The sequence below is a fragment of the Streptomyces sp. MMBL 11-1 genome, assembly GCF_028622875.1.
In the GTDB taxonomy this organism is placed as follows: Bacteria; Actinomycetota; Actinomycetes; order Streptomycetales; family Streptomycetaceae; genus Streptomyces.
The window spans coordinates 1,647,041-1,672,787 of sequence record NZ_CP117709.1 but is presented as its reverse complement, the minus strand read 5'-3'; the positions used below and the strand labels follow the sequence as shown (position 1 = coordinate 1,672,787).

The following is a 25,747-nucleotide window of genomic DNA, read 5'->3' as shown; positions in this document are numbered from 1 at the left end:
TCGCGTGGTGAGGTTCCCGCCACCACCGAGAGGACCCCCCCCGTGCAGCAGCACCTCCCCTCCGGCACCGTCCCCCCGCGCCCGAGCCGCCCCCGTACGCTCGCGGGTCTGCTGACCGCAGCCGCGGCCACCGCCGGTCTCCTGATGACCGCTCTGGTCCCGGGCGCCCAGGCCGCCGACAACCCCTACGAGCGCGGCCCGGCCCCCACCAACGCCTCCATCGAGGCGAGCCGCGGCTCCTACGCCACCTCGCAGACCTCCGTCTCCTCGCTCGCCGCGAGCGGCTTCGGCGGGGGCACCATCTACTACCCGTCGTCCACCGCCGACGGCACCTTCGGCGCGGTCGTCATCTCGCCCGGCTTCACCGCCTACGAGTCCTCCATCGCCTGGCTCGGACCGCGCCTGGCCTCGCAGGGCTTCGTGGTCTTCACCATCGACACCAACACCACGCTCGACCAGCCCGACAGCCGTGGCCGCCAACTCCTCGCCGCACTGGACTACCTCACCCAGCGCAGCTCGGTGCGGGCCCGGGTCGATGCCTCCCGGCTCGGTGTGATGGGCCACTCGATGGGCGGTGGCGGCTCCTTGGAGGCCGCCAAGAGCCGCCCCTCGCTGAAGGCGGCGATCCCGCTGACCGGCTGGAACACCGACAAGACCTGGCCCGAACTGCGCACGCCCACGCTGATCGTCGGCGCGGACGGTGACACCGTCGCCTCCGTCGCCACGCACTCCGAGCCGTTCTACCGGTCGCTGCCCGCGTCGCTGGACAAGGCGTACCTGGAGCTGCGAGGGGCCTCGCACTTCACGCCCAACACGTCCAACACCACGATCGCGAAATACAGCATTTCGTGGCTGAAGCGCTTCATCGACAACGACACCCGCTACGAGCAGTTCCTCTGCCCGCTCCCGCAGCCGAGCCTGACCATCGCGGAGTACCGGGGCAACTGCCCGCACACCGCGTAATCCCGGCGCCCCGGGGCCCTGCCGCACTGTGCTCCGGCACAGCGCGGCAGGGCTCCGGCTGGGAGCGCGCACCGCACCGGGCCGTCCCCGACCGCGCCCCGGACGCGCCGCTTCCACCCTCGCCGGCACGAACGTACGGTGCCGGTGTGACCCCATCGACGACCGTGCGCAGTCCGCTCCGGCTGTACGGCCGGGACGATGAACTCGCCATCCTGGAAACCCTGTTGGCCCATCTGCGGCGAGGTGACGGAGGGGCGCTCGTGCTGGCCGCGTCCCCCGGTCTCGGCCGTACGGCGCTGCTGCGCGCCGCCGCCGAAGCGCACCGCGCCCGGGGCCCCGTGCTCTACGCCACGGCCGACCCCGCGGCGCGTGCCGTGCCCTGCGGCGGGCTGCACGCCCTGCTCGGCTCGGGCCACGCCGCCGCCCTTTCGCCCGCCGCCCCTGACGCGGACCAGCAGGGGCCGCCCGCCGCCCCGCCCCCGGCCATCACCCCCGACGCACTGGCCGCCCGGCTGCGGGAACTCGGCGCCGGGCGGCCCCTGCTGGTCTGCGTCGACGACGCGCACACCTGGGACCAGGCGTCCCGGAGCGCCCTCGCCTTCGTGGCCCGCGGACTGGGCGCGGGCAGCCGGATCGCCGTCCTCCTCTCGGCCGTCGACGGCACGGTCTTCGCCGGGCTGCCCGCGCTCCCTCTCGGGCCCCTGGGCCAGGCCGCGGCATCGGCGCTCCTGGACCGGCTGGCCCCCGGGGCGGCCCCCGGCACGGCCCCCGGTACGGAAGGGATCGACCCGATCGTGCGCGCCGAGCTTCTCCGTGAGGCGGCCGGAAACCCCCGCCTGCTCGCCGGGCTCACCGGCCGCCTCACCCCGGACCAGCTAGCAGGCCGCACCCCGCTGCCCTTCCCCCTGCCCGGCGCCGAAGCGGTGCTCGCCGCCCACGCCGAACGCCTCGACGGCCTGCCCGACCGGACCCGGGCCCTGCTCCTGCTCGCCGCCGCCGCCCAGGAGCACGAGCCGGACGGCGCCGGGGCGGACGCCCTGCTCCTGCTGCGCGCGGGCACCCGCGGCGGACTGCCCCGGGACTTCCTGGACCGGGCCTTGTTCGGCGCCTCCGCCACCGCCGGCCTCCTCCAACGGGCGGGCAGCCGCGTCCACTTCGCCGACCGCCTGGTCGCCCGCGCCGTGCTCCACCACGCCCCCTGGGCCCACCGCCGCGCCGCCCACGAACTGCTCGCCACCCTGCTGACGGAGACCGGCGACCGGGCCCGGGCCGCACGGCCGGACGCCGCTCCGGCGGCGCCCGCGGTGGCCCCTCCGGGGACCGGCACCCCACCCCCTCCGGCCGCCCCGGCCATCATCGGCGCACCGGCGGAGGCCACGACGGCCTCTCCGGGCAGAGCCCTTACGCACCCTCCGGCCGCCCGGGTCCCCGCGCCCCCGCCCGTCCCGCTCGCCGCACTCGTCCAGCGGGCCTGTGCCGCGCCCGGACCGGATGCCGCGCTGGCCGCACGGCTCGAAGCAGCCGCCGACGCCCCCTTCCCGCACGCCGAACGCTCCGCCGCCCTGGTCCGCGCCGCCCTGCTCTCCGCCGAACCCGCGCTGCGGGCGGCCCGGTTCGCCGCGGCGGCCGAGCAGGCAGGGCTGGCGGGCGACCCGTCCCTGGCCCGGGCCCTGCTGGCCAGGACCGGACCTCGGGCGCCCGGCACGGCGGGGCCGGCCGCCGAGCCCGCACGGGGCCTCGCCCCCTACGTCCACGGCATGCTGGCCCTGCGCTCCGGGCCCGCGGCCGACGCCCACGAAGCGCTGCTCGCCGCGGCCGGGCTGCTCGGCCCGCACGATCCCCGCCGGGCCCTCGACGCCCTTCTCGGCGCGGCCGAGGCCGCCTGGGCGGCGGGGGACGCGCTCGGCTACCTCGACGCCATGAACCGCCTCGCCCGCTCCCCGCTGGAGGCGGGCCTGGAGCACTACCGGGCCGGCATGTGCGCCGTGCTCGAAGGCCGCACGGCCGAGGGCCACGCCCTGCTCCGCCGCTGCCTCGACCCCGCCCGCGAACCCGGCGACCCGGCCGCGCTGCTCCGGGCCGGGGTCGCCGCCCTGGTCCTCGGGGACGTGGCCGCCGCCTGCCGCGCGGGCGCCCGCGCGCTCGCCGCCGTACGGACCAGGGGGCCCGACGCGCTGCTGCCCGGAGCCCTCGAACACCTCGCCTACGCCGAACTGCGGGCCGGCCGGCACGCCGGGGCGCGGGCCCACGCCCTGGAAGGGCTGCACGCCGCCCGCCTTGCGGGGCAGCCCAACAGCTCCGCCCGTCTGCACGCCGTGCTCGCCCTCGCCGCGTCCGTGGAGGGCCCCGCGGAGGCGTGCGCCGCGCACGGGGACGCCGCGCTGGCCGGGGCGGGGCCGCACGGACTGTCCCAGGCCGTCACCCTCGCCACCTGGGCACGGGCCCGCGCGGACCTGGCCTCCGGGCGGCCCGGCGAAGCCGCCGCCCGGCTGGCCCCCCTCGTGGGAACCGGCCCCGGCCGGGGCCACTTCGCCGCCCGGATGCTCGCCGTGCCCTGCTGGGTCGAGGCCGCGGTGCTGGGCGGTCGCCTGCCCGAGGAGTCCTGCGAACTCCGGGCCGCCGTCGACGAGTTCGCGTCCTGGGCCGCCCGGACCGCCGACGCGGGAGCGCCCGCCCAACTGGCCCGCTGCCGGGCCCTGCTGGCCCCCGCCGACGAGGCCGACGCCCGCTACGCCGAGGCCCTGGCCCACCACGGCCGCGCGGGCGGCGACTTCGAACGGGCCCGCACCCAGCTGCTGTACGGACAGTGGCTGCGCCGCCGCCGGCGCACCCGCGAGGCCCGCGGCCCGCTGCGCGACGCCCTGGTCGCCTTCCAGCGCTGCTCGGCCCGCGCCTGGGCGGACCGGGCGGCCGGGGAGCTGCGAGCCGCGGGGGAGCAGGCCCCGGCCCGGCGGAACGCGGCGGACGAACCGCTGGCGGCGCTCACTCCCCAGCAGCAACGCATCGCCCGCTGCGTCGCGGAGGGGGCCACCAACCGGGAAGTGGCGCTGCGGCTGTCGCTCAGCCCCCGCACGGTCGACCATCACCTCCGCAATGTCTTCGCCGCCCTCGGCATCCGCTCCCGCACCGAACTGGCCAGGCTGCTGAGCCCCTAAGGGGTGTCCGCACGCACTTGTCCCCGTGTCCGGTGCCGCTTGGCGTACGACCAGGTCACCGCGGTCATCAGGGCCGGGATGGCGAACAGCGGAGCGAAGGCGAGGCCCCAGACCGTCTGTGCCGTACCGCTCGACAGGTACGTCCGGCTCTCGACGGTGACGGCGACCACGAGTTGCCACGACGCCATCAGAACCAGGGCGCCCGAGGCGGTCCAGGCCAGCGGGGCGAGGACCCCGGGACGCAGCGGTCGCCACCGGTCGCTGACGAGCAGCAGCGGAAACAGAGCGGCCAGCTCGGCGAGGACGGAGAGGCCGACGACGTAGGCGATGCCCCAGCCCGGGATGTCGAAGACGTCGCGCAGCACCTGGTCGCTGTAGCCCACAGGAACACCAAAAGCCATGGCGATGCGCCACAGGCCGGACGGGACGGCGCACAGGGCGATCGCGTGGGCGGCGCGGCGAGCCCAGACAGGCGCGGGCGCGGAGGCGGGGAGAGGCAGGGTCACCGACGTCATGACGCACATGCTGGTCCTGGGCATGGCACCGCGCATCGTCCCCCGCGGCGGACCGTCTCCGCACTGCCTCCGCACTGCGGATGAGGGACGTACCCGCCAGGGAGGAACGGGACCTGGTCGCCGAGTATGACGCGGCCCTGGTCGTGCCCGCGCGGGCACGGTGGTGGACGCGGCCGTTCGTATCCGACGCCACGGGCACGGTCCTGACCGAGTGAAACCTCCTCCCTCTCCCGCTCGGCCCCGAAGAGCCGGCCGCGGTGACGGTCTCACCTGCTCACGCCGGTTCTCCGGGCCCCGTGAAGGCCGGGAGGTTGCGAGACCGTGATGACGAGTTCCGCGCAGACCTCTAGGTACCGACTGGGCGGTATGTCATTCTGCGGGCGTCAGGATCGTGTACGCCGCGCTCGCGCCCCGACCGGGCCGGGTGCGCCGGGCCCGCCGCTCGCGCGGTCGGCCGATTCCCGGTGGAGGCCGCCATGCCACAGGTCGTACGTTCGCGGATCGGGGCGCTGCGCGGCCCGTCCACGGCAACGCCGTTGCCGCACCGCTTCCGGTCCCTGGCCGACCGTGAGGCCGTCGAGGTGCTGCACCGGGCCGCCCGGGTCCTCGTCGCGTCGCTGCCGGCCCTCACCGACCGGCTCGTCGAGGCCCTGTACGCCCAGGAGCCCGGCTACCGGGCGGCCATCGACTCCGGCCGGGCCGAGGTCTGGCAGGAGGTCCACCACTCGCTGCGGCACAACGTCGGTTCTCTGATCCAGCCCCGGGAGTTCCGGGAGTCCGCCCATCGCACCTCCCGCTGGATCGGCGAGATCAGGGCCGAGCAGGGCGTGCCGCTCGACGCCGTCCTGCACGCCTTCCGGATGGGCGGCGCGATGGTCTGGCAGGACCTCGTGGACGAGACCGCCCGGCGCGACCCCGACGACGTCCGGCTGCTCGTCCATGTCGCCGCCGACGTGTGGAACTTCGTCGACGAGCACTGCGGGATCGTGGCGGACGCCTACCGGCAGGCCGAGCGGCGGCTGTCCTGGCGGCGCGAGAACCGGCAGCGGCTGATGATCGCGGCCCTGCTGGACGGAACCGCCCGGATCGCGGACCTCGCCGAGGCGGCCGCGATGCTGGGGCTGCCGGAACAGGGCCGGTACGCCGTGCTCGCGGTGGCCGGGGCCCCGAGCGGGCCGGGGCCCGCCGGCCGCCCGGCGGCGCTGCCCGTCGCCGCCACGGAGGTCCCGGTGCTCTGGCACCCGGGCCCGGACGCCGAGTTCGCGATCCTGCCGCTGACGGGCCGGCCGGGCGAGCTGAGCGCGCTGGCCGCCGCGCTGGACGTACCGCCCGGCGCCCGGGCCGGGATCGGCTCCGCCGTCGAGGGCCTGGCCGCCCTCGGCGATGCCCGCCGGCTGGCGGAGACCGCGCTGCGCGCCTGCCCCGCGTCCGGAGGCACCATCCTGCTCGACGAGAACCTCCCGGACGCCCTCGTCGTGTCCTCCCCCGCGCTCGCCGCCGCGCTCGCGGGCCGGGTGCTGGGGCCGCTGGACCGGCTGGACCCCGCCGACCGCGACGTCATCGTGGAGACCCTCACCGCCTGGCTGGACGCGGACGGCTCGGCGCAGCGGGCGGGCGCGCGGCTCTACTGCCACCGCAACACCGTCCTCAACCGGCTCCGCCGCTTCGAACAGCTCACCGGCCGCTGCCTCACCCGCCCCCGGGACGCGGTCGAGGTCTCGCTCGCCCTGGCGGCGCGGCGACTGCTCGGCGACTGAAGCGGTCCGCGACGCTCGAAGGGGTCCGGAACCCCGGACCCCGGTCCTACATGCCCAGCTCCGCCGCCCTCAGCCGCTCCACCGCCGCCTGGTCGCCCTCCACCTCGACGTCCGCCGCGTCCTGCCGGCCGAACGCGTACAGCAGCAGCTCGGCGGGCTCCCCGGTCACCGTCACCACCGGGGCCCCCTTGTGGGCCACCGCCGTCTGGCCGTCCGGGCGGCGCAGCACCAGCCCCACCGGGGACCTGCGGCCCAGCAGCCGGGCCGTCCGCTCGGTGCGTGACCACAGCACATCGGCGAAGACCGGGTCCAGCTCGCGGCGCGACCAGTCGGGCTGGGCCCGGCGCACGTCCTCCGCGTGGACGAAGAACTCGACGGTGTTCGCCGCCTCGTCGATCTGCTTGAGGGACATCGGGGAGAACCGGGGCGGGCCGGTACGGATCAGCTGGATCAGTTCCTCGTACGGCTTCGCCGCGAACTCCGCCTGCACCCGCTCCAGCCGCGCCTTCAGCGCGCCCACCAGCAGCCCGCCCGCCGCGTCCGCCCGGCGTTCGCGGACCACCACGTGGGCGGCCAGGTCGCGGGTCTTCCAGCCGTCGCACAGGGTCAGGGCCTCGGGACCGGCCGCTTCCAACAGATCGGCGAGCAGAAGACGTTCACGCTTCGCATGGGTCGACATGCCCGCCAGCGTACGACCGGCGCCCGGGGTCCGCCCAGTGGACGTCCTCCCGGAGCGCCCTCGCCGCCACGGCACAATGGGCCCATGACGAGCCCGCCCGGCGCCACGCCGCCCGCCAGCAGCCTCGACCCGGCCATCGCCGCCCGCCTCAAGCGCGGCGCCGACGGTCTGGTCCCGGCCATCGCCCAGCAGTACGACACCGGCGAGGTGCTCATGCTCGGCTGGATGGACGACGAGGCGCTGCACCGCACCCTCACCACGGGCCGCTGCACCTACTGGTCGCGCAGCCGCCAGGAGTACTGGGTCAAGGGCGACACCTCCGGCCACGTCCAGCACGTGAAGTCCGTCGCCCTGGACTGCGACGCCGACACCGTCCTCGTCAAGGTCGACCAGACCGGCGCCGCCTGCCACACCGGCGACCGCACCTGCTTCGACGCCGACGTCCTGCCTCTCGGAAAGTAAGGTCACCGGCCATGGATCTCGCCACCTTCCGCAAACTGGCCGTCGACCGGCGCGTCGTCCCGGTCAGCCGCCGCCTCCTGGCGGACGGCGACACGCCGGTCGGCCTGTACCGCAAGCTCGCCGCCGAACGCCCCGGCACCTTCCTGCTCGAATCCGCCGAGAACGGCCGGACCTGGTCGCGCTACTCGTTCATCGGCGTCCGCAGCGACGCCACCCTCACCGCCCGCGACGGCGAGGTCCACTGGCTCGGCACCCCGCCCGTGGGCGTCCCGGTGACCGGCGATCCGCTGGACGCGCTGCGCGCCACCGTCGAGACCCTGCACACCCCGCGCGACCTGGTCGGCGACGCGGCCCTGCCGCCGTTCACCGGTGGCATGGTCGGCTACCTCGGCTACGACGTCGTACGCCGCCTGGAGAAGATCGGCGAGCACGGCCGCGACGATCTGCGGCTGCCCGAGCTGACGATGCTCCTCACCTCGGACCTCGCCGTTCTCGACCACCGCCACGGAACCGTCCTGTTGATCGCCAACGCGATCAACCACAACGACCTCGACACCGGCGTCGACGAGGCCCACGCGGACGCCGTCGCCCGCCTCGACGCGATGGAGCGGGACCTCCGCCGCCCGGTCGAGAACGCCCCGGCCGTCCTGCCCCCGTCCGAGCTGCCGCCGTACACCGCGCTGTGGGGCGGCGAGGCCTACCAGGACGCCGTCGTGGACATCAAGGAGCGGATCCGGGCGGGCGAGGCCTTCCAGGTCGTCCCCTCCCAGCGCTTCGAGACCCCGTGCACGGCGAGCGCCCTGGACGTCTACCGGGTGCTGCGGGCCACCAACCCGTCGCCGTACATGTACCTCTTCCGTTTCGACGGGTTCGACGTCGTCGGCTCCAGCCCCGAGGCCCTCGTCAAGGTCGAGGACGGCCGGGCCATGGTCCACCCGATCGCCGGGACCCGGCACCGGGGCGCCACCCCGCAGCAGGACCAGGCGCTCGCCGACGAACTCCTCGCCGACCCCAAGGAGCGCGCCGAGCACCTGATGCTCGTCGACCTGGGCCGCAACGACCTGGGGCGGGTCTGCCAGCCCGGCAGCGTCGAGGTTGTCGACTTCATGTCGATCGAGCGCTACTCCCATGTGATGCACATCGTCTCCACCGTCACCGGCCGCGTCACCGAGGACCGCACCGCCTTCGACGTCCTGACCGCCTGCTTCCCCGCGGGCACCCTCTCCGGCGCCCCCAAGCCCCGCGCCATGCAGATCATCGAGGAGCTGGAGCCGAGCCGCCGCGGACTGTACGGGGGCTGCGTCGGCTACCTCGACTTCGCCGGGGACTCCGACACCGCCATCGCCATCCGGACCGCCCTGCTCCGCGACGGCACCGCGTACGTCCAGGCCGGAGCCGGGGTCGTCGCCGACTCCGACCCGGTCGCCGAGGACACCGAGTGCCGCAACAAGGCGGCGGCCGTGCTCCGCGCCGTCCATACGGCCAACCGGCTCCACGACCGCTGAACCGGTAGGGGATAGTGGAGGGCGTGAGCGCTGTCCCCGTACCCCCGCCCCGTGCCCGAACCGCCGACTCCGCGTCCGGCGCCGCGCCCGACTCCGCAGGGAGCCGCCGCAGTCTCGCGGCCGGTCTGCTCCTCGGCGCGGTCGGCGCGACCGTCGTCCTCCTCGCCTCCGGGCAGACCTGGGCCGAGGGTGACGCGGCCACCGGCGGGGGCGCCCTTCCGCTGGCCGTCGACGGCCGGGACGTCACCGGCGTCCCGGCCGCCCTGGCCGTCGTCTCTCTCGCCGCGCTCGTCGCCGTGTTCGCCGTACGCGGCGCCGCCCGCCGGATCGTCGCCGCCCTCCTCGCCCTCAGCGGCCTCGGAGCCGCCCTCAGCGCCTGGGCCGGCGGGTCCGACAGCACGGCCCTCGACGAGGAGGCCGCGAGGGCGACCGGCGACGCGGCGGCCACCATCCACGCCATCGGCCACACCACGTGGCCCTATGTCACCGCCGTCGGCGGCCTGCTGATCCTGCTGGCCGGGCTCCTCGCGCTGCGCTACGGCACCCGCTGGCCCGCCATGTCCGGAAAGTACGAGCGCGACGGCACCCCCCGCCCCGGCAAGGCGCCCCGCACCGCCCCCGACCCTGACCGGCCCGAGGACCTGTGGAAGGCCCTGGACCGCGGCGAGGACCCGACGCGCGAGGTGTGACCCCAGGCTCACGCCCGGCAGCCCCGTACGGGACAATGGACCCGAGCCGTCCCCCGGGCGGCGGCCCCACGCACAGCGTCACCCACAGCGCAACACCAACGAGGAGCAACTCATGGCGGGCAGCAGCCACGGACACACCCCGGCCGCCTGGACCGGTGTCATCATTGCTTTCATCGGCTTCTGCGTCGCAGGCGTCTTCATGGTCGCGGCCAACCCCCTCGGCTTCTGGGCCGGAATCGCCGTCATCTTCGCCGGCGGCCTCGTGGGCCTCGCCATGAAGGTGGCCGGCCTCGGCATGCCGAAGGAGTCGGCCGAGCTGGTCGAGGCCCGGGAGCGCGCCGGGCGGGCGCAGATCTCCCACTGACCCGGCGCCGGCCCGTCCCGGCGACCGACACGCCGACAGGCGCAGCCCTTACCGGGCTGCGCCTTTTCGCGTCGGCGGGGGACAATCGGCGGGTGGACGCCTCGCCTGCCCCCTCTGCCGCCCAGCCGCCGGACCCGGAATCGGAGTCCCCGCCGGACCACGGACCCACGCCGCTGACGGTCTGCCCGACCCCCGACATGGCCACGCCCCCCGCAGGCCGGCCGCCCGCCCCCGAACACCGGACGGGCCGGGCAGGCCCGACCGGCCGGGTGCGGCGCCTCGCCACCCCCGTCGGCATCCTCGCCGCCGTCGCGGGCGCCTTCGCGTACGTCGGCACCGTCGATCCCAACGAGCCCGGCCACTACCCGGTCTGTCCGCTGCTCCAGCTGACCGGTGTCCTCTGCCCCGGCTGCGGCGGGCTGCGCAGCGCCCACGCCTTCATCCACGGCGATCTCGGCGCGGCGCTCGAAGCCAACGCGATCGCCACCGTCGGCTACTTCCTCTTCGCCGCGGTCTGGGTCCTCTGGCTGGTCAGGGCCTGGCGCGGACAGCCCCTGCGCATCGGCCTGGCACCCGTCTGGTGGTGGGGCGTGGGGGCCGTCCTGCTGATCTTCACCGTGGTCCGGAATCTGCCGTTCGGCTCGGCCCTGGCCCCCTGAACTCCGCGGGCCGGGCCGGGCCGGACCGCGGAATGACCACGAAGTGGGATGCCAGGTGGCCGGATGCGAGCCCCGGGGCATCCTGCGGATACCATCGGTGTGGCTGATCCTGTTCACCGTCAACCGTTCGGAAGGGGGCCGCTCGCGTGAGTGTGCTCGACGAGATCATCGACGGCGTTCGCGCCGACCTCGCGGAGCGGCAGGCGCGCGTCAGCCTCGACGAGCTGAAGGAGCGCGCCGCCCGCGCTCCCCAGGCCAAGGACGGAGTCGCCGCCCTGCGCGGCGAGGGCGTGACCGTCATCTGCGAGGTCAAGCGCTCGTCCCCCTCCAAGGGGGCTCTGGCCGCCATCGCCGACCCGGCCGCGCTCGCCGCGGACTACGAGGCCGGCGGCGCGTCCGTCATCTCGGTCCTCACCGAGGAGCGCCGCTTCGGCGGTTCGCTCGCCGATCTGGAGGCCGTCCGCGCCAAGGTCGACACCCCGATCCTGCGCAAGGACTTCATCGTCACCTCGTACCAGCTGTGGGAGGCCCGCGCCTACGGCGCCGACCTCGCCCTGCTGATCGTCGCCGCCCTCGACCAGGAAGCCCTGGTCTCCCTCATCGAGCGCGCCGAGTCGATCGGGCTCACCCCGATCGTCGAGGCGCACGACGAGGAGGAGGCGGAACGCGCCGTGGACGCCGGAGCCAGGATCATCGGTGTCAACGCGCGCAACCTGAAGGACCTCAAGGTCGACCGCTCCACCTTCGAGCGCGTCGCCCCCGAGATCCCCGACCACATCGTCAAGGTCGCCGAGTCCGGCGTCCGGGGCCCGCACGACCTGATCGCGTACGCCAACGCCGGCGCCGACGCCGTCCTGGTCGGCGAGTCGCTGGTCACCGGCCGCGACCCGCGCGCCGCCGTCGCCGACCTCGTCGCCGCGGGCGCCCACCCGGCGCTCCGCCACGGCCGCGGCTGACCGGGGACCGACGACCATGACCGACCGTCCCGTGCCCCGTACCCGGCCGGGCCTCGGCCCCGCCGGGGCCCCGGCCCGGGACCCGCACGCCCCGCTGGCGCGCGGCTGCCGCCCCCGTGGCTGCCGCGCCCCCGCCCGGCGCGTGCACGGCCGGCGTGTGCGGTACGTCATCGGGGACGAGCCCGGCCAGGTCAACGGCATGCGATGGCGCCCGGGGTCCGCGCAGTAGCGAGCCCCGGCCGACGTACCGCAGTACCCGCAGCACTCTCGTACGTACGACCGCACCGCCGCGACCGCAAGCCGGTCCCGGTGGCGCTCGCCCCTCCGCGCATCCGGTGAACCCACCCGTTGCCATGCCAAGGAGCACGTCGCATGACGTCCGAATTCTTCATTCCGGACCCCGAGGGTCTCATTCCCAGCGCCGAGGGCTATTTCGGCGCGTACGGCGGCAAGTTCATCCCGGAGGCGCTCGTCGCCGCCGTGGACGAGGTCGCCGTCGAGTACGACAAGGCCAAGGCCGACCCCGCCTTCGCCGCCGAGCTGGGCGCGCTCATGGTCGACTACACGGGCAGGCCCAGCGCGCTGACCGAGGTCGCGCGCTTCGCCGAGCACGCGGGCGGCGCCCGGATCTTCCTCAAGCGCGAGGACCTGAACCACACCGGCTCGCACAAGATCAACAACGTGCTGGGCCAGGCTCTCCTCACCAAGCGCATGGGCAAGACCCGTGTCATCGCCGAGACCGGAGCCGGCCAGCACGGCGTCGCCACCGCGACCGCCTGCGCCCTCTTCGGCCTCGAATGCACCATCTACATGGGCGAGATCGACACCGAACGCCAGGCGCTGAACGTGGCCCGGATGCGGATGCTCGGCGCCGAGGTCGTCGCCGTGAAGTCCGGCTCGCGGACGCTGAAGGACGCCATCAACGAGGCGTTCCGCGACTGGGTCGCCAACGTGGACCGCACGCACTACCTCTTCGGTACGGTCGCGGGCCCGCACCCCTTCCCGGCGATGGTCCGCGACTTCCACCGCGTCATCGGCGTCGAGGCCCGCCGCCAGATCCTGGAGCGCGCGGGCCGCCTCCCGGACGCGGCGGTCGCCTGCGTCGGCGGCGGCTCCAACGCCATCGGCCTCTTCCACGCCTTCATCCCCGACGCCGACGTCCGCCTGGTGGGCTGCGAGCCCGCCGGGCACGGGGTGGAGACCGGCGAGCACGCGGCGACCCTCACCGCGGGGGAGCCCGGCATCCTGCACGGCTCACGCTCCTACGTCCTCCAGGACGACGAGGGCCAGATCACCGAGCCGTACTCCATCTCGGCGGGACTGGACTACCCCGGCATCGGGCCCGAGCACTCCTACCTCAAGGACATCGGGCGCGGCGAGTACCGCGCGGTCACCGACGACGCGGCCATGCGGGCGCTGCGCCTGCTGTCCCGCACGGAGGGGATCATCCCGGCCATCGAGAGCGCCCACGCGCTCGCCGGCGCCCTGGACCTGGGCAAGGAGCTCGGCAGGGACGGGCTGATCCTGATCAACCTGTCCGGCCGCGGCGACAAGGACATGGACACCGCCGCCCGCTACTTCGGGCTCTACGACACCGACGCCGCCGTCGAAGCGGATGCCGACAGCGACCGCGCCGAGATCGAGGGGGACGCCAAGTGAGCGGCAACATCGAGCTGTTGAACACCACCCTGGCTGCCACCAGGGCCGCGGACCGGGCGGCGCTCATCGCCTACCTCCCTGCGGGCTTCCCGACCGTCGACGGCTCCATCGAGGCGGTCAAGGCCGTCATCGCGGGCGGCGCGGACATCGTCGAGATCGGGCTCCCGCACAGCGACCCGGTCCTGGACGGGCCGGTCATCCAGACCGCCGACGACATCGCCCTGCGCGGCGGCGTCCGGATCGCCGACGTGATGCGCACGGTCCGCGAGGCGCACGAGGCCACCGGCGTCCCGATCCTGGTCATGACGTACTGGAACCCCATCGACCGCTACGGCGTCGAGCGCTTCACCGCCGAGCTGGCCGAGGCGGGCGGCGCCGGGTGCATCCTGCCCGACCTGCCGGTCCAGGAGTCCGCGCTGTGGCGCGAGCACGCCGACAAGCACGGCCTCGCGACCGTGTTCGTCGTCGCCCCCAGCAGCCAGGACGCCCGTCTCGCCACCATCACGGCGGCCGGGAGCGGCTTCGTCTACGCCGCGTCCCTGATGGGCGTCACCGGCACCCGCGCCTCCGTCGGCGCCCAGGCGCAGGACCTGGTGGGCCGCACCCGCGCCACCACCGACCTCCCGGTCTGCGTCGGCCTCGGCGTCTCCAACGCGGCGCAGGCCGCCGAGGTCGCCGGGTTCGCGGACGGCGTGATCGTCGGCTCGGCCTTCGTCAAGGCCCTGCTGGACGCCCCCGACGAGGCCGCCGGTCTCGCCGCCGTCCGCTCCCTGGCGGGCGAACTGGCCGAGGGTGTTCGAAAGCGTTGACCCCCTGAATCACCCGAATGGGTGGATTATGGACCGGGGAGGCGCGGAGGCGCCTCCCCGGTTCGTTCCCCGGGTGTGAGCGACAAGATCCCAGAGGGAAACAGAAGCGCGCGTGAGCGCCTGGCCCAGCAGCGCGAGCGGGAGAAGGGGCGCGAGAAGCGCCGCCGGACACTGATCGTCGCCTCGGCGGTGGTCGGGGTGCTCGCCCTGGCCGCCGTGGTCGGCCTGATCGCGGCCAACGCGGGCAAGGACGACGGCGGCGACACCGCCTCCGGCCCGGCGGTCGCCCCTTCGGGTGCGATCGGCGAGGACGCCCTGACCGTGCCGGTCGGCGCCGCGGACGCCCCGTCCACCCTCACGATCTGGGAGGACTTCCGCTGCCCCGTCTGCGCCCAGTTCGAGACCGCCTTCCGGGACACCGTCAAGGAGCTGGCGGACGAGGGCCAGGTCAAGGTCGAGTACCACCTGGCCACGATCATCGACGGCAATCTCGGCGGCACCGGGTCACTGCGCGCCGCCAATGCCGCCGCCTGCGCCCAGGACGCCGGCAAGTTCGCGCCGTACCACGACGTGCTCTTCGCCAACCAGCCCCCGGAGCCGGACGACGCCTTCGGCAAGAACAGCCGGCTGATCGAGCTGGCCGGCGAGGTCGAGGGGCTCGACACACCGGGCTTCCGCAGCTGTGTGGAGGACGGCGAGCACGACAGCTGGGTGAAGAAGTCCGACACGGCGTTCCGCGAGGGCGGCTTCCAGGGCACGCCGACGGTGCTGCTCAACGGGGAGTCCGTCTTCCCGAGCAAGGGCGACGAGCAGATCTCCCCGGAGAACCTGAAGAAGTGGGTCGCCGCGGCCAACAAGGGCAAGAAGCCGGGCACCGCCACCCCGCCGGCCCCGGCCGACGCGTCCTCCGCCCCCGCCCCCTGACGGCTCCTGCCCCCTGACCGGGCCCGCCCCCGACCGGGCCCCGGCGCCGCCCGCGAGGCGCTCCTCGTTACCCAGACGTTGCCGGGTGGCTTGCCGTACCCACCGCCCGGCAGGGTAGCGTCGACCTCGCCATGAATCTTGCCTTCATCCCCAGCCCGTCGACCGGCGTGATCGAGCTCGGCCCGATCCCGCTCCGCGGCTACGCGTTCTGCATCATCATCGGTGTCTTCGTCGCCGTCTGGTTCGGCAACAAGCGCTGGGTAGCCCGGGGCGGCAGAGCCGGCACCGTGGCCGACGTCGCCGTCTGGGCGGTGCCCTTCGGCCTCGTCGGCGGCCGGCTCTACCACGTGATCACCGACTACCAGCTGTACTTCAGCGACGGTGAGAACTGGGTCGACGCCTTCAAGATCTGGGAGGGCGGCCTCGGTATCTGGGGCGCCATCGCGTTCGGCGCCGTCGGCGCCTGGATCGCCTGCCGCCGCCGGGGCATCCCCCTGCCCGCCTGGGCCGACGCGCTGGCCCCGGGGATCGCCATCGCCCAGGCCATCGGCCGCTGGGGCAACTGGTTCAACCAGGAGCTGTACGGCAAGCCCACCGACCTCCCCTGGGCGCTGGAGATCAGCGAGGGCCCGAACCGGGTCGCCGGGACCTACCACCCGACCTTCCTGTACGAGTCGCTGTGGTGCATCGGCGTCGCGCTCCTGGTCATCTGGGCCGACCGGCGCTTCCGGCTCGGCCACGGACGGGCGTTCGCGCTGTACGTCGCCGCCTACTGCGCGGGGCGCGGCTGGATCGAGTACATGCGGGTCGACGAGGCCCACCACGTCCTCGGCCTCCGCCTGAACGTGTGGACCGCGATCATCGTCTTCGTCCTCGCCGTCGCCTACATCGTGATCTCCGCCAAGGTCCGTCCGGGCCGCGAGGAGATCGTCGAGCCCGAACGGGACGACGCCCCCACGAACGCCGCCCCCGCGAAGAACGACGGCCCCGCCGACGAGGACGGCTCCGACGAGGACGGCTCCGCGAAGGCGGACGCCGCCGAGAAGGACCCGCTCACGAAGGGCGAGCCGGGCCAGTCCGGCAAGGGCGCCACCGCCGAGAGCCCCGAAGCCGCCGAGAAGAGCTGACCGCAGCGCCCCCTCGGGGGGCGCCCCCCCCGGCGCACCTCCCGCTCGCCGGGCGGGCCCGCAGTCTCAGGCCCGCCCGGCGAGCGCGATCGTCCGGCGGGCGGACGCCACCACCGCCGCGTCCACGAACCTCCCGTCCGGCAGCGCCAGCGCCCCCGCCTCCACCGCCGAGGCCGCGACGATCTCCTCGGCCGCCTCGATCTCCTCGGCGGTCGGCCGGAACGCCCGCTCGATCACCGGCAGCTGGCGCGGGTGGATCGCCGCCCGGCCCAGCATCCCGAGCGCCCGCCCCCGCCCGCACGAGGCCCACAGCCCGTCCAGGTCCCGGACGTCCGGGAACACCGACTGGGCGGGTGGCGGAAGGGCCGCCGCGCGTGCCGCCACCACGACGCGGCTGCGCGGCCAGTCGAGCCCGGTGTCCTCCCGTACGCCCAGATCCGCCCGCAGGTCCGCCTCGCCCAGGGCGATGCCGTGCACGGCGTGATGGGCCGAGGCGATCGAGTACGCGTGCTCGATCGCGAGCGCCGACTCCAGCAGCGGATACAGCGCCACGCCGGGCGCCACGGCCGCCACATGGGACACCGAGACCGCGTGGGTGATCTTCGGCAGCCGGAACGCGGACAGGCCCGGCAGCGCCGCCAGCGCCCGGATGTCGTCCTCGCCGTGCACCCGCACATGGACCGGCACCGCGTCCGGGGCCGCCGTGACCTGGTCGCCGAGGAGCTCGGCGGTGGCGGAGCGCGCGTATCCCTTACGGTCCGGGGCGACGGCGTCCTCCAGGTCGACGATCACCACGTCCGCCCCGCAGCCCAGCGCCTTGGCCACCACCTCCGGCCGGTCCCCGGGCACGTACAGCCAGGTCAGCGGTGGCCGCCCGACGGGCGGCGGCGGGCCCTCCGGCAGCGGCGGGGCCGGGATCGGCCGGCCGGTCACAGCGCCCCCTGGTCCCGCAGCGCCGCGATCCGCGACTCCGGGAGGCCGAGCCCTGCCAGGATTTCCTCGGTGTCCGCGCCGTGCGGGCGGCCCGCCCACCGGATCCCCCCTGGGGTCCGGGAGAGCCGGAAGAGGACGTTCTGCATCCGCAGCGGCCCCAGCTCCGGGTCGTCGACCTCGGCGATGGTCCCCAGCGCCCGGTACTGCGGGTCCTCCATCACCTCCCGTACGTCGTGGACCGGCGCGACGGCCGCCTCCGCCTTCTCGAAGCGGTCGAGGACCTCCTCGCGGCTGTGGCGGGAGATCCAGTGCCCGACCGCCCCGTCCAGCTCCTCGGTGTGCTCGGCCCGGGTGGTGCCCGTGCCGAACCAGGGCTCCTCGATCAGGTCCGGGCGGCCGACCAGACGCATCACCCGCTCCGCGACGGACTGGGCGGAGGTGGAGACCGCGACCCAGTGCCCGTCGGCGGTGCGGTAGGTGTTGCGCGGGGCGTTGTTGCGGGAGCGGTTGCCGGTGCGCGGCTGGACGTGGCCGAGCTGGTCGTACCAGAGCGGCTGCGGGCCCAGCACGGTGAGGATCGGCTCGATGATCGCCAGGTCCACCACCTGGCCCTCGCCGGTCTTCTCCCGTCCCGCGAGGGCGGCCATCACCGCGTACGCCGTGGCCAGCGCCGCGATGGAGTCGGCCAGCCCGAACGGCGGCAGGGTCGGCGGCCCGTCCGGCTCCCCGGTGATCGCCGCGAAGCCGCTCATCGCCTCGGCGAGCGTCCCGAAGCCGGGGCGGTGGGCGTACGGTCCGAACTGGCCGAAGCCGGTGACCCGGGCCAGCACGAGACGCGGGTTGACGGCGTGCAGCTCCTCGGGGCCCAGGCCCCAGCGCTCCAGGGTGCCGGGCCGGAAGTTCTCGATGATCACATCCGTCCCGGCGGCCAGCTCCAGCAGCACGTCCCGGCCGCCGGGCGCGGACAGGTCGAGGGTCAGGGTGCGCTTGTTGCGGCCGAGCAGCTTCCACCACAGGCCGACCCCGTCCTTGGCGGGCCCGTGCCCGCGCGAGGGGTCCGGCCTGCGGGGGTGCTCGACCTTGATCACATCGGCGCCGAAGTCCCCGAGCATGGTGGCCGCCAGCGGTCCGGCGAAGAGGGTGGCCAGATCGATGACGCGCAGCCCGGTCAGGGGTCCAGCCGCGGTGGTGCTCATGAGGCCTCGATCTCGCTGCGGTAGGGCATGGACGTGGACGCGCCGGGCTTCCGGACGCAGAGCGCGGCGGCCGAGGACGCGAACGCCACGGCCTCGGCCACCGGTCGTCCCTCGCCGAGCGCCACGGCCAGCGCCCCGACGAAGGTGTCCCCGGCGCCGGTCGTGTCGACGGCGGTCACCGAGGGGGCCTCGAAGAGCACCGGTTCGCCGCCCCGGGCCGCGTACAGGCAGCCTTTCGCGCCGAGCGTGACGATGACCTCGGGCACCCGGCGCAGCAGGATCTGGGCGGCGGCGTGCGGTTCGGCCTGCCCGGACAGCTCGGCCGCCTCGTGCTCGTTGGGCACCAACAGGTCGATGCAATCGAGGAGTTCATCGGGCAGGGGCTGCACAGGGGAGGGGGTGAGGATGGTCCGTACGCCCTGGGCCCGGGCCGCTCGGGCGCCCTCGACGACGGCGGACAGGGGGAGTTCGAGCTGCGTGAGCAGCAGATCGGCCGCGGCGATCGCCGCGATCTCCCCGGGCCCCAGCGCGGTGACGACGCCGTTCGCGCCGGGGACCACCACGATCGCGTTGGACCCGGTGTCGTCGACCACGATGTGCGCGGTGCCGCTGGGGCCCTCGGCGGTGTGCAGGAGGTCGGTGTCCACCCCCGCGTGTTCGAGGCCGTCACGCAATCGCGCCCCGTAGGCGTCGTCGCCGACCGCGCCGATCATCGTCACATCCCCGCCCGCGCGGGCGGCGGCGACGGCCTGGTTGGCGCCCTTCCCGCCGGGGACCGTCCGGAACTCCCGTCCGGTGACGGTCTCTCCGCGTCCGGGGGCGCGGGCGGTGTGGGCGACGAGGTCCATGTTGGTGCTGCCGAGCACGGCGATGCGGGTCATGGGCGCAGAGCCTCCTGGTGGGTCAGTGCGGCGAGGGTGTCGAACCCGGTCCGGTCGAAGCCGGGTACGGAGGTGGCGAGCCGGTTCTTCAGCGGAGCCGTCCAGTGCTCGGGCAGGGCGTCCGGCCCGCCCGCCAGGAGTCCGGCCAGCGATCCGGCGGTCGCCCCGTTGGAGTCGGTGTCCCAGCCGCCGGAGACCGCGAGACCGATCGACCGGGTGAAGGCGCCGTCGGCGTGGGTGAGGGCGGCGGCCAGCAGCGCGGCGTTGGGCAGGACGTGCACCCAGTGGTGGGTGTCCGCGTAGGCGGCGTGCAGCCGGTCGACGACGGCGTCGAAGTCCCCTTCCGTACGGGCCGCCCCGATGCCGAGGCGGATCGCGCGCGCGTACCGCGAATGCGGCGGCACCACCCGCAGCCCGGCGGCCAGGCAGCCGTGCACATCGCTCTCGCCGCCGGCCGCGACGGCGAGCGCGGCGGCGGTGAACATCGCGCCGTACACCCCGTTGCCGGTGTGGGTGAGGACCGCGTCGCGGTGGGCCTGGGCGGCGGCCCCGGCCGGGTCGCCGGGGTGGGTCCAGCCGTGCACGTCGGCCCGGATCTGCGCGCCGATCCACTCCCGGAACGGGTTGCGGCGGCGGGCGGTCTCCGGCGGCTCGACGCCCGCCAAGAGGTTGCCGTACGCGATGCGCTCGGCGGTGAACGTACGGCCCGCCGGGAGTTCCTCCAGCCACAGCCGGGCCAGGTCGCCGGTGGTGAAGGAGCGGCCGTGCCGCTGGAGCAACAGCAGCGTGAGAAGGGGGTAGTTGAGGTCGTCGTCCTCCGGCATGCCGTCGATGTTCTCGGCCAGCGACGTGGGGGCCGAGCGGCGGTTCCAGGGGTACGCGGCCAACAGTTCGCCGGGGACCCCGCGTGCGGTGAACCAGATGGTCGGGGGCCAGTCGCCGGTGGCGCGGCCCAGGGCGCGGATGCCCTCCAGCGGCAGCTTCTCGACCGGTTTGCCGAGCAGGCAGCCCGCCGCCCGGCCGAGCCACGCCGCGTGCAGCCGGTCCCGGCCGACGGCGGGCGCGCTGTCCACCGGGCCCGGCCAGTGCGGGCACGCGGCCACGATCGCGTCCAGCCCGGTCGGCTCTTCGGCCTCCAACGGCGCGTCGAGCATCGCGAGTTCGTCGAGGAGCCGCTCTGCCAGCGCACGCAGGCGGGGCGGTGCGGGCGGCTCGGAGGCACCCGCCCGGACCGGGCCGGGGGCGCCCCCGGCCGCGTACCACCGCTCCTCGATCTCCCGGGCGTCCCGGCCGTCCTGCACGGCCTGCCGCAGCTCGTGACCGACCAGGTCCTCGGGCTGCACCCAGGTGAGGCGGACGTTCACCGCGCACCGGCCAGCGCGCCGAACGCCTGCTCATGGGCCCGGCGGCGCTCCAGGTCCCGGGCGAACACCTCCCGGGCCACCTGCGCCAGCACCCCCGCCGGGGCGTCCAGGTCCAGTCGGCTCGCCTCCGCGACCGTGGCGGCCCAGCCCGCGGGGGCCTCGCCGCCCAGCGCGCCCACGATCGCCCCACTCATCGTCGCGATGGAGTCGCAGTCCCGCCCGTAGTTCACCGAACCGAGCACCGTACGCCGGTAGTCGCCGCCCCCGACCAGCAGCATCCCGAGCGCGATGGGCAGTTCCTCGATCGCGTGCAGCCGGGAGGGGCGGCGTGCGCCGAGCGAGGGGCTCCGGTAGTCGGGGCCGACCGTGTCGAAGGGCTCCACGGCCGCCCGCAGCGGGACGAGCGCGGACTCGAAGTCCTCGTGGCGCACCGCCACTTCGGCGACCGCCTCGATCGCCGACCGGGTGCCGTCCTTGGCCAGGGAGAGGGCCGCGTCGACCACGGTGCCGGGGGTGGCGCCCGGACGGCAGGCGGCGGCGACGGCGGCCGCGAAGACCCCGGCGGCCTCCCGCCCGTAGGAGGACTGGTGGGGCGCCGCGACCTCCAGCGCCTCGGCGTACGCGGCCTCCGGGTGGCCGGCGTTGACCAGGCCGACCGGGGCCATGTACATCGCCGCACCACAGTTGACGATGTTCCCCGCACCGGCCTCGCGCGGGTCCATGTGCCCGTAGTGCAGCCGGGCCACGATCCACTTCTCCGCCAGGAAGATCCGCTGGAGGGGGAGGGCGTCCGCCTCCAGCTCCGGGATCCAGCGGGGCGACAGCAGATCCGGGACGAGGTGGTCCGCGACGGCGTACGCGTCGAGGTGGTCGCGGACCCGGTCGTAGACCCGGATCAGGGCGTGGGTCATCAGGGTGTCGTCGGTGACGTGCCCGTCGCCCTTGTGGTACGGGGCGATGGGGCGCGCGGTGCGCCAGTCCGCGCCGTGCCAGGGGCCGACGATGCCGGTCACCCGGCCGCCGTGGCGCTCGGCGATCTGCTCGGGGGTCCAGCCCTCGACCGGGCCGCCGAGGGCGTCACCGACGGCGGCTCCGACGAGGGCCCGGGTGACGCGTTCATCGAGTCGGGGCGTGGTGGGGGAGGGGCGCGGTGTCGCGAGGGCGGCTTCCGTGGCCGTTGTGGGCGTCATGTCGGAATTGTCCACCCGGGGTGGCCGGTTCCGTGGCTGCCAGCAGCCCGGCGAGTTCGATCAGGTCCGTACCCGCGAGCCGGGGCAGCGCACAGCCCGCCAGCGTCCGGCACGCCTCGCGCCAGCCCGCCGGCACGGCGGTGACCGAGCCGATCGCCCCGGTCAGCGCCCCGGCCAGGGCGGGTGCGGAGTCCGCGACCCGGGACAGGCAGGCGGCGGCCGGGATCGCCTGGGCGATCTCGCCCCGTGCCGCGGTGGTGAGGGCGAGCGCGACCGGCACGGTCTCCGCCGCCGCGATCCCGTAGCTGTAGACGTGGTCCACGATCTGGTGTTCCACCACCGGGACCAGGGCGAACGCCCCGGCGGGCTCGTCCGCGAACTCCCGGGCCAGGCGGACCGCGTGCGCGGCGTTGCGGGCGATCTCGGTGCCCTCGGGGAGCCGGTCCAGGGCCGCGTTCACCACGGTGTCGACGTCCGCCCCGGCCAGGGCCACGGCGATCGCGGCGGCCATGGCCCGCGCCCCGTGCACCCCGTCGCCGTCCTGGGTGTAGCGGGCGTCGAACTCGGCGAGCGCCGCCGCCTCTTCCGGGTCGCCCGGGTGGACCACGGCGAGCACGGCGGCGCGCACGCAGGCGGCGTCGTCGAAGTAGTGCGGGTTGTCGTGTCCGGTGGCGGGGGGCCGCAGTCCGGCGGCCAGGTTGCCGAGCCCGGCCCGCACCGAGATCCGGGCCCGTAGCGGGAGCACGGCCGCCTCGACCTCGGGGGCCCGGGCGCTGGCGGCGGCGACGGTGGCGGCCAGTGCGTTCCAGGCCCGGTCGACGGCGTCCCGCATCCGGCGGCCGGAGGGGAGCCCCACCGCGTCGTCGGCCGCCGCGGCCAGCACCGTACGGGCGGCGAACGCGGCCCACTCGGCGTCGTCGGACGGGCCGAGCCGCAGCGGCTCGGGCGGCTGGTTGAGGGCGATGGGCACCGGGAGTGTGGTGGTGGCGTTCTGCTCGGCGAAGGTGTCCAGCTCCCGGGTGAGCCGCCGGGTCCACTCGGGCATCCGGGCGGCCCGGTGCCGGGCGGCGGGCCACCCGGCGGCGTCGCCCGCCGCGAGCCCGAGCAGCAGCCCCTCGATCCGGGCGCGGCGGGAGGGGGCGGGGCCCCCGGGGGCGACCGCCGGTCCGGCCGCGTCGCGTCCCGTCTCCGCCGGGCCGCCCGCGAGCCCTCCACGGGGTGTGGTCACGGCTGGTCCCCCTCCGGTCGCCCGCCCGCCCGACGTCGTCATCGCCGGTCCTCCCGTACGGGTGCGGGGGAGGCTGCCGCCGTCGCCGGGTCGCGTACGGGTGCGGGGGAGGCTGCCGCCGTCGCCAGGTCGCGTACGGGTACGGAGGGGGCCGCCGTCGCCAGGTCCCGTGCTGACCCGGGGGAGGCTGCCACCGGCGCCGGGTCCCGTACCGGCTCGCAGGGGGCCGCCACCGACGCCGGGTCGGCCCCGGTCGAAGGGTCCCGGCCGTGGGCGACCCGTTCCTGCGGGGTGCCGGCCGGTCCGGCCCCGGCCGGGTCCTCCGGGGTCAGCAGTTCCGCGATGTCCAGCACGTGGTAGCCGCGCATCGACGGCAGGCAACTGCCCCGGACCGGGCCGATCGCGCCCGCCCAGTCCGGCGGGATGGCGCTCTCCCCGTTCAGCGCCCCGGCCAGGGCGCCCGCCACCGCCGCCGTCGTGTCCGCGTCGCGGCCCATGTTGACGGCCGTGAGCACCGCCGTCCGGAAGTCCCCGCGCGCCGCCGTGAACGCCCCGAACGCCAGGCCCACCGCCTCCGGCGCGAGGTCCGTCCACGGGTAGCCGGCGATCACCACCGCCGAGCGCACCGCCCGCTCCATCGTGAGCCGGTCGGGGTGGGGCCGCTGGGCCGCCGCCACCGCCCGGCGCAGCGACCGGGCCGTCCAGGAGTCCATCGGGACCACCGAGAGCGCGGCCGCGATCACCGAGGCGAGGCCCGCGCCGACCATGGCCGCCGCCACCCCGGCCGCCACCGCCTGGCCCCCGTAGATCCCCTCGCCCTCGTGGCTGACCCGGCCGTCCACCGCGACCAGCCGGGCCGCCTCGGCGGGGCGGCCCGCCGCGAAGACCCCGAAGGGGGCCGCCCGCATCGCGAGCCCGTCGCTCCAGGCGTGCCGGTGCTGGGCCGAGATGGGGGCCGCCAGGCCCCGGCGCAGGTTCTCCAGCGTGCCGCGCTCGCTGAACCCGGCCCCCCGGAACGGGCCCTCGTCCAGATCGGCGATCCAGTGGTGCCAGGCCCGCTCCACATGGGAGACGTCGAGCGCCGAGCCGTGCCGGGCCAGCAGCAGTCCGGAGAAGATGGCGTACTCCGTGTCGTCGGTGCCCGCCGGGTCGTCGCTCACGAACCCCTCGATCCGCCCCCAGCGGCGGCGGATCTCGGAGGGCCGCAGGTTCTCCGCCGGGGCGCCGAGCGCGTCCCCGACGGCCAGTCCCAGCAGCGCACCCCTGGCCCGGTCATTGCCGACGGCCGTGTTCATCGCGTCGCCCTTCCGCTCGTCCGGGGAGTCCGAGTCCGAGTCCGGGTCCGCATACGCATCCGCTTCCGCAGCGCATCTGCGTACGCATCCGCGTCCGCGTCCGCAACACGTCCGCGACGCATCCGCATCCGCATCCGCGACGCGTCCGCATCCGATCCCGAGGCTGGGCCCTGTTCGCATCTGTGCCACGCGGCGGGCGAGGAGAGGCGGGAAACGCCGGGAAAGGGGCCAGGCGGATGACGGCCCGGATAGCTGAGGCTGGCCTTTCTTCGCAGGTCAGAGCGGTGGTAAGCCAGGCCTGCCTTGCTGGCGGGGGTCGCTCGGACGGCGTAGTTTGGACTTTGTCGAAAGTTGTATTCAACGGGGAACGGCGGGGTGACGGCCCGCCGGAGCGAAGGGGAGAAGCACGCCGTGGCCATCATCGAGACCGACGCCGTCCTGCACGAGGCACACCGGGACAACCACACCCACCGGGATGTGAACGGCGGCTGGCTGCGCCCCGCCGTCTTCGGCGCGATGGACGGCCTGGTCTCCAACCTCGCCCTGATGACCGGGGTCGCCGGCGGCGTGGTCTCCCAGCAGACCATCGTGATCACCGGCCTGGCGGGGCTCGCGGCCGGGGCCTTCTCCATGGCGGCGGGCGAGTACACCTCCGTCGCCTCGCAGCGCGAGCTGGTCGAGGCCGAGCTCGCCGTCGAGCGCCGCGAGCTCGTCAAGCACCCCCAGGACGAGATGGCCGAGCTGGCCGCCCTCTACGAGTCCCGCGGGGTGGACGCCCCGCTGGCCCGCGAGGTCGCCCGGCAGCTGTCGCGCGACCCGGAACAGGCGCTGGAGATCCACGCCCGCGAGGAGCTCGGCATCGACCCGGGCGACCTGCCCTCGCCGCTCGTGGCCGCCGTCTCCTCGTTCGGCGCGTTCGCGCTGGGCGCCCTGCTGCCCGTCCTGCCCTACCTCCTCGGCGCGAGCGCCCTGTGGCCCGCGGTGCTCCTCGCGCTGATCGGCCTGTTCGCCTGTGGTGCGGTGGTGGCCCGGGTGACCGCCCGCAGCTGGTGGTTCAGCGGGCTGCGCCAGCTCGCGCTGGGTGGTGCGGCGGCGGCCCTGACGTACGGACTCGGCACCCTGTTCGGCGTCGTCGTCGGGTGACGCGGGCGGTGCGGGGGAGCGGGAGGACGGGGACAGGGCCGCCCGAACGGCGCAACGGCGCCGCAACCCGTGTGACGTACGTCCTGGCACCGCCCACTGGGCGCGACGGGCCCGGCGGCCATAAAATGAGACCCTATGCAGGGCTCCACATAAGTAGCCGATTTCCGGTGGTTTCGTTTCCTTTGCCGCCGGGCATGAGCCGTAGGCACCGCAGGCAACGACGCCTGCTCTCTCCGCGGGTCCCCGGGCGCCGATCGTTCCGACAGCGACCCACCCCCTGGTTCAGCCGGTCAC

25 protein-coding genes are annotated in these 25,747 nt (G+C 75.3%); 16 read left to right on the top strand and 9 right to left on the bottom strand.

The window, feature by feature from the left end; all coding sequences use genetic code 11:
* Positions 1–42 precede the first annotated feature (42 nt).
* Both bdeA and PSQ21_RS07090 read left to right on the top strand, forming a co-directional pair.
* Positions 43–963, top strand: coding sequence for a bis(hydroxyethyl) terephthalate hydrolase (bdeA, locus tag PSQ21_RS07095; RefSeq protein ID WP_274029552.1), 921 nt, complete (start codon positions 43–45; stop codon positions 961–963).
* A gap of 146 nt (positions 964–1,109) precedes the next feature.
* Positions 1,110–4,118: a helix-turn-helix transcriptional regulator gene (locus PSQ21_RS07090; RefSeq protein WP_274029551.1), complete on the top strand. Its 3,009-nt coding sequence runs from the start codon at positions 1,110–1,112 to the stop codon at positions 4,116–4,118.
* On the opposite strand, the gene PSQ21_RS07085 is transcribed toward PSQ21_RS07090, so the two are convergent.
* Entirely contained in the window at positions 4,115–4,642 is a 528-nt protein-coding gene (locus PSQ21_RS07085; protein ID WP_337961694.1) for a hypothetical protein, read from the bottom strand. The two genes, PSQ21_RS07090 and PSQ21_RS07085, sit on opposite strands and share 4 nt — an antisense overlap.
* A 71-nt stretch (positions 4,643–4,713) precedes the next feature.
* Here PSQ21_RS07085 and PSQ21_RS07080 point away from each other — a divergent pair, with 71 nt between their 5' ends.
* Positions 4,714–4,848 carry a hypothetical protein gene (locus PSQ21_RS07080; RefSeq protein WP_274029549.1) on the top strand — a complete coding sequence of 45 codons (135 nt, stop codon included), beginning with the start codon at positions 4,714–4,716 and terminating at the stop codon, positions 4,846–4,848.
* A 261-nt stretch (positions 4,849–5,109) separates the two neighbouring features.
* Positions 5,110–6,390: a PucR family transcriptional regulator gene (locus tag PSQ21_RS07075; protein WP_274029548.1), complete on the top strand. Its 1,281-nt coding sequence runs from the start codon at positions 5,110–5,112 to the stop codon at positions 6,388–6,390.
* A 46-nt stretch (positions 6,391–6,436) separates the two neighbouring features.
* Here PSQ21_RS07075 and PSQ21_RS07070 read toward each other — a convergent pair whose 3' ends face one another.
* On the bottom strand, positions 6,437–7,069 hold the full coding sequence (locus PSQ21_RS07070; RefSeq protein WP_274029547.1) for a TIGR03085 family metal-binding protein: 633 nt from the start codon (positions 7,067–7,069) through the stop codon (positions 6,437–6,439).
* 84 nt (positions 7,070–7,153) lie between these two features.
* Here PSQ21_RS07070 and hisI point away from each other — a divergent pair, with 84 nt between their 5' ends.
* The 11 genes from hisI (at position 7,154) to lgt (ending at position 16,223) form a co-directional block, all read left to right on the top strand.
* A complete protein-coding gene (gene hisI, locus PSQ21_RS07065; RefSeq protein WP_274029546.1) occupies positions 7,154–7,531 on the top strand; it encodes a phosphoribosyl-AMP cyclohydrolase in 378 nt (125 codons plus the stop codon).
* A gap of 11 nt (positions 7,532–7,542) precedes the next feature.
* Positions 7,543–9,036, top strand: coding sequence for an anthranilate synthase component I (locus PSQ21_RS07060; protein ID WP_274029545.1), 1,494 nt, complete (start codon positions 7,543–7,545; stop codon positions 9,034–9,036).
* A gap of 14 nt (positions 9,037–9,050) precedes the next feature.
* Positions 9,051–9,725 (top strand): TIGR02234 family membrane protein, encoded by a 675-nt coding sequence (locus tag PSQ21_RS07055; RefSeq protein WP_274029544.1) that lies wholly within the window; start codon positions 9,051–9,053, stop codon positions 9,723–9,725.
* Between the two features lie 112 nt (positions 9,726–9,837).
* Positions 9,838–10,089 (top strand): HGxxPAAW family protein, encoded by a 252-nt coding sequence (locus PSQ21_RS07050; protein WP_228926656.1) that lies wholly within the window; start codon positions 9,838–9,840, stop codon positions 10,087–10,089.
* A 92-nt stretch (positions 10,090–10,181) separates the two neighbouring features.
* On the top strand, positions 10,182–10,748 hold the full coding sequence (locus tag PSQ21_RS07045; RefSeq protein ID WP_274029543.1) for a DUF2752 domain-containing protein: 567 nt from the start codon (positions 10,182–10,184) through the stop codon (positions 10,746–10,748).
* A 146-nt stretch (positions 10,749–10,894) separates the two neighbouring features.
* Positions 10,895–11,704, top strand: coding sequence for an indole-3-glycerol phosphate synthase TrpC (gene trpC / locus PSQ21_RS07040; RefSeq protein WP_073217709.1), 810 nt, complete (start codon positions 10,895–10,897; stop codon positions 11,702–11,704).
* Positions 11,705–11,720: 16 nt separating this feature from the next.
* A complete protein-coding gene (gene trpM, locus PSQ21_RS07035; protein WP_274029542.1) occupies positions 11,721–11,933 on the top strand; it encodes a tryptophan biosynthesis modulator TrpM in 213 nt (70 codons plus the stop codon).
* A 143-nt stretch (positions 11,934–12,076) separates the two neighbouring features.
* A complete protein-coding gene (gene trpB / locus PSQ21_RS07030; RefSeq protein ID WP_274029541.1) occupies positions 12,077–13,363 on the top strand; it encodes a tryptophan synthase subunit beta in 1,287 nt (428 codons plus the stop codon).
* The gene (trpA, locus tag PSQ21_RS07025) at positions 13,360–14,172 is read left to right on the top strand and encodes a tryptophan synthase subunit alpha (protein WP_274029540.1); all 813 of its coding nucleotides are present in this window, start codon (positions 13,360–13,362) and stop codon (positions 14,170–14,172) included. The genes trpB and trpA overlap by 4 nt, the downstream gene beginning before the upstream one ends.
* A 75-nt stretch (positions 14,173–14,247) precedes the next feature.
* Positions 14,248–15,096 (top strand): DsbA family protein, encoded by an 849-nt coding sequence (locus PSQ21_RS07020; RefSeq protein WP_274029539.1) that lies wholly within the window; start codon positions 14,248–14,250, stop codon positions 15,094–15,096.
* Between the two features lie 131 nt (positions 15,097–15,227).
* Entirely contained in the window at positions 15,228–16,223 is a 996-nt protein-coding gene (lgt, locus tag PSQ21_RS07015; RefSeq protein WP_274029538.1) for a prolipoprotein diacylglyceryl transferase, read from the top strand.
* Between the two features lie 66 nt (positions 16,224–16,289).
* Here the strand turns inward: lgt and PSQ21_RS07010 are convergent, their stop codons facing one another.
* Genes PSQ21_RS07010 through PSQ21_RS06980 form a run of 7 tightly spaced genes read right to left on the bottom strand, consistent with a single transcriptional unit; the run spans position 16,290 to position 24,310 of the window.
* Positions 16,290–17,156: an HpcH/HpaI aldolase/citrate lyase family protein gene (locus PSQ21_RS07010; RefSeq protein WP_274029537.1), complete on the bottom strand. Its 867-nt coding sequence runs from the start codon at positions 17,154–17,156 to the stop codon at positions 16,290–16,292.
* A complete protein-coding gene (locus PSQ21_RS07005; RefSeq protein ID WP_274029536.1) occupies positions 17,153–18,352 on the bottom strand; it encodes a CaiB/BaiF CoA transferase family protein in 1,200 nt (399 codons plus the stop codon). Before PSQ21_RS07005 ends, PSQ21_RS07010 begins: the two co-directional genes overlap by 4 nt.
* Positions 18,349–19,233: a ribokinase gene (rbsK, locus tag PSQ21_RS07000; RefSeq protein WP_274029535.1), complete on the bottom strand. Its 885-nt coding sequence runs from the start codon at positions 19,231–19,233 to the stop codon at positions 18,349–18,351. The genes PSQ21_RS07005 and rbsK overlap by 4 nt, the downstream gene beginning before the upstream one ends.
* Complete coding sequence (locus PSQ21_RS06995; protein WP_274029534.1) at positions 19,230–20,597, bottom strand: ADP-ribosylglycohydrolase family protein; 1,368 nt, start codon at positions 20,595–20,597, stop codon at positions 19,230–19,232. Before PSQ21_RS06995 ends, rbsK begins: the two co-directional genes overlap by 4 nt.
* Positions 20,594–21,787: an ADP-ribosylglycohydrolase family protein gene (locus tag PSQ21_RS06990; protein ID WP_274029533.1), complete on the bottom strand. Its 1,194-nt coding sequence runs from the start codon at positions 21,785–21,787 to the stop codon at positions 20,594–20,596. The genes PSQ21_RS06995 and PSQ21_RS06990 overlap by 4 nt, the downstream gene beginning before the upstream one ends.
* Positions 21,714–23,057, bottom strand: coding sequence for an ADP-ribosylglycohydrolase family protein (locus tag PSQ21_RS06985; RefSeq protein ID WP_274029532.1), 1,344 nt, complete (start codon positions 23,055–23,057; stop codon positions 21,714–21,716). Before PSQ21_RS06985 ends, PSQ21_RS06990 begins: the two co-directional genes overlap by 74 nt.
* Positions 23,054–24,310 (bottom strand): ADP-ribosylglycohydrolase family protein, encoded by a 1,257-nt coding sequence (locus tag PSQ21_RS06980; protein WP_274029531.1) that lies wholly within the window; start codon positions 24,308–24,310, stop codon positions 23,054–23,056. Before PSQ21_RS06980 ends, PSQ21_RS06985 begins: the two co-directional genes overlap by 4 nt.
* A 411-nt stretch (positions 24,311–24,721) precedes the next feature.
* Here PSQ21_RS06980 and PSQ21_RS06975 point away from each other — a divergent pair, with 411 nt between their 5' ends.
* Positions 24,722–25,453: a VIT1/CCC1 transporter family protein gene (locus PSQ21_RS06975; protein WP_274029530.1), complete on the top strand. Its 732-nt coding sequence runs from the start codon at positions 24,722–24,724 to the stop codon at positions 25,451–25,453.
* The last annotated feature ends 294 nt before the right edge of the window (positions 25,454–25,747 follow it).

Coding starts and splice junctions, on each gene's coding strand:
- PSQ21_RS07085 (WP_337961694.1), bottom strand. CDS start 4,642: ATGTGCGTCATGACGTCGGTGACCCTGCCTCTCCCCGCCTCCGCGCCC.
- PSQ21_RS07080 (WP_274029549.1), top strand. CDS start 4,714: ATGAGGGACGTACCCGCCAGGGAGGAACGGGACCTGGTCGCCGAGTAT.
- PSQ21_RS07075 (WP_274029548.1), top strand. CDS start 5,110: ATGCCACAGGTCGTACGTTCGCGGATCGGGGCGCTGCGCGGCCCGTCC.
- PSQ21_RS07070 (WP_274029547.1), bottom strand. CDS start 7,069: ATGTCGACCCATGCGAAGCGTGAACGTCTTCTGCTCGCCGATCTGTTG.
- hisI (WP_274029546.1), top strand. CDS start 7,154: ATGACGAGCCCGCCCGGCGCCACGCCGCCCGCCAGCAGCCTCGACCCG.
- PSQ21_RS07060 (WP_274029545.1), top strand. CDS start 7,543: ATGGATCTCGCCACCTTCCGCAAACTGGCCGTCGACCGGCGCGTCGTC.
- PSQ21_RS07050 (WP_228926656.1), top strand. CDS start 9,838: ATGGCGGGCAGCAGCCACGGACACACCCCGGCCGCCTGGACCGGTGTC.
- trpM (WP_274029542.1), top strand. CDS start 11,721: ATGACCGACCGTCCCGTGCCCCGTACCCGGCCGGGCCTCGGCCCCGCC.
- trpB (WP_274029541.1), top strand. CDS start 12,077: ATGACGTCCGAATTCTTCATTCCGGACCCCGAGGGTCTCATTCCCAGC.
- lgt (WP_274029538.1), top strand. CDS start 15,228: ATGAATCTTGCCTTCATCCCCAGCCCGTCGACCGGCGTGATCGAGCTC.
- PSQ21_RS07005 (WP_274029536.1), bottom strand. CDS start 18,352: ATGAGCACCACCGCGGCTGGACCCCTGACCGGGCTGCGCGTCATCGAT.
- rbsK (WP_274029535.1), bottom strand. CDS start 19,233: ATGACCCGCATCGCCGTGCTCGGCAGCACCAACATGGACCTCGTCGCC.
- PSQ21_RS06990 (WP_274029533.1), bottom strand. CDS start 21,787: ATGACGCCCACAACGGCCACGGAAGCCGCCCTCGCGACACCGCGCCCC.
- PSQ21_RS06985 (WP_274029532.1), bottom strand. CDS start 23,057: ATGACGACGTCGGGCGGGCGGGCGACCGGAGGGGGACCAGCCGTGACC.
- PSQ21_RS06980 (WP_274029531.1), bottom strand. CDS start 24,310: ATGAACACGGCCGTCGGCAATGACCGGGCCAGGGGTGCGCTGCTGGGA.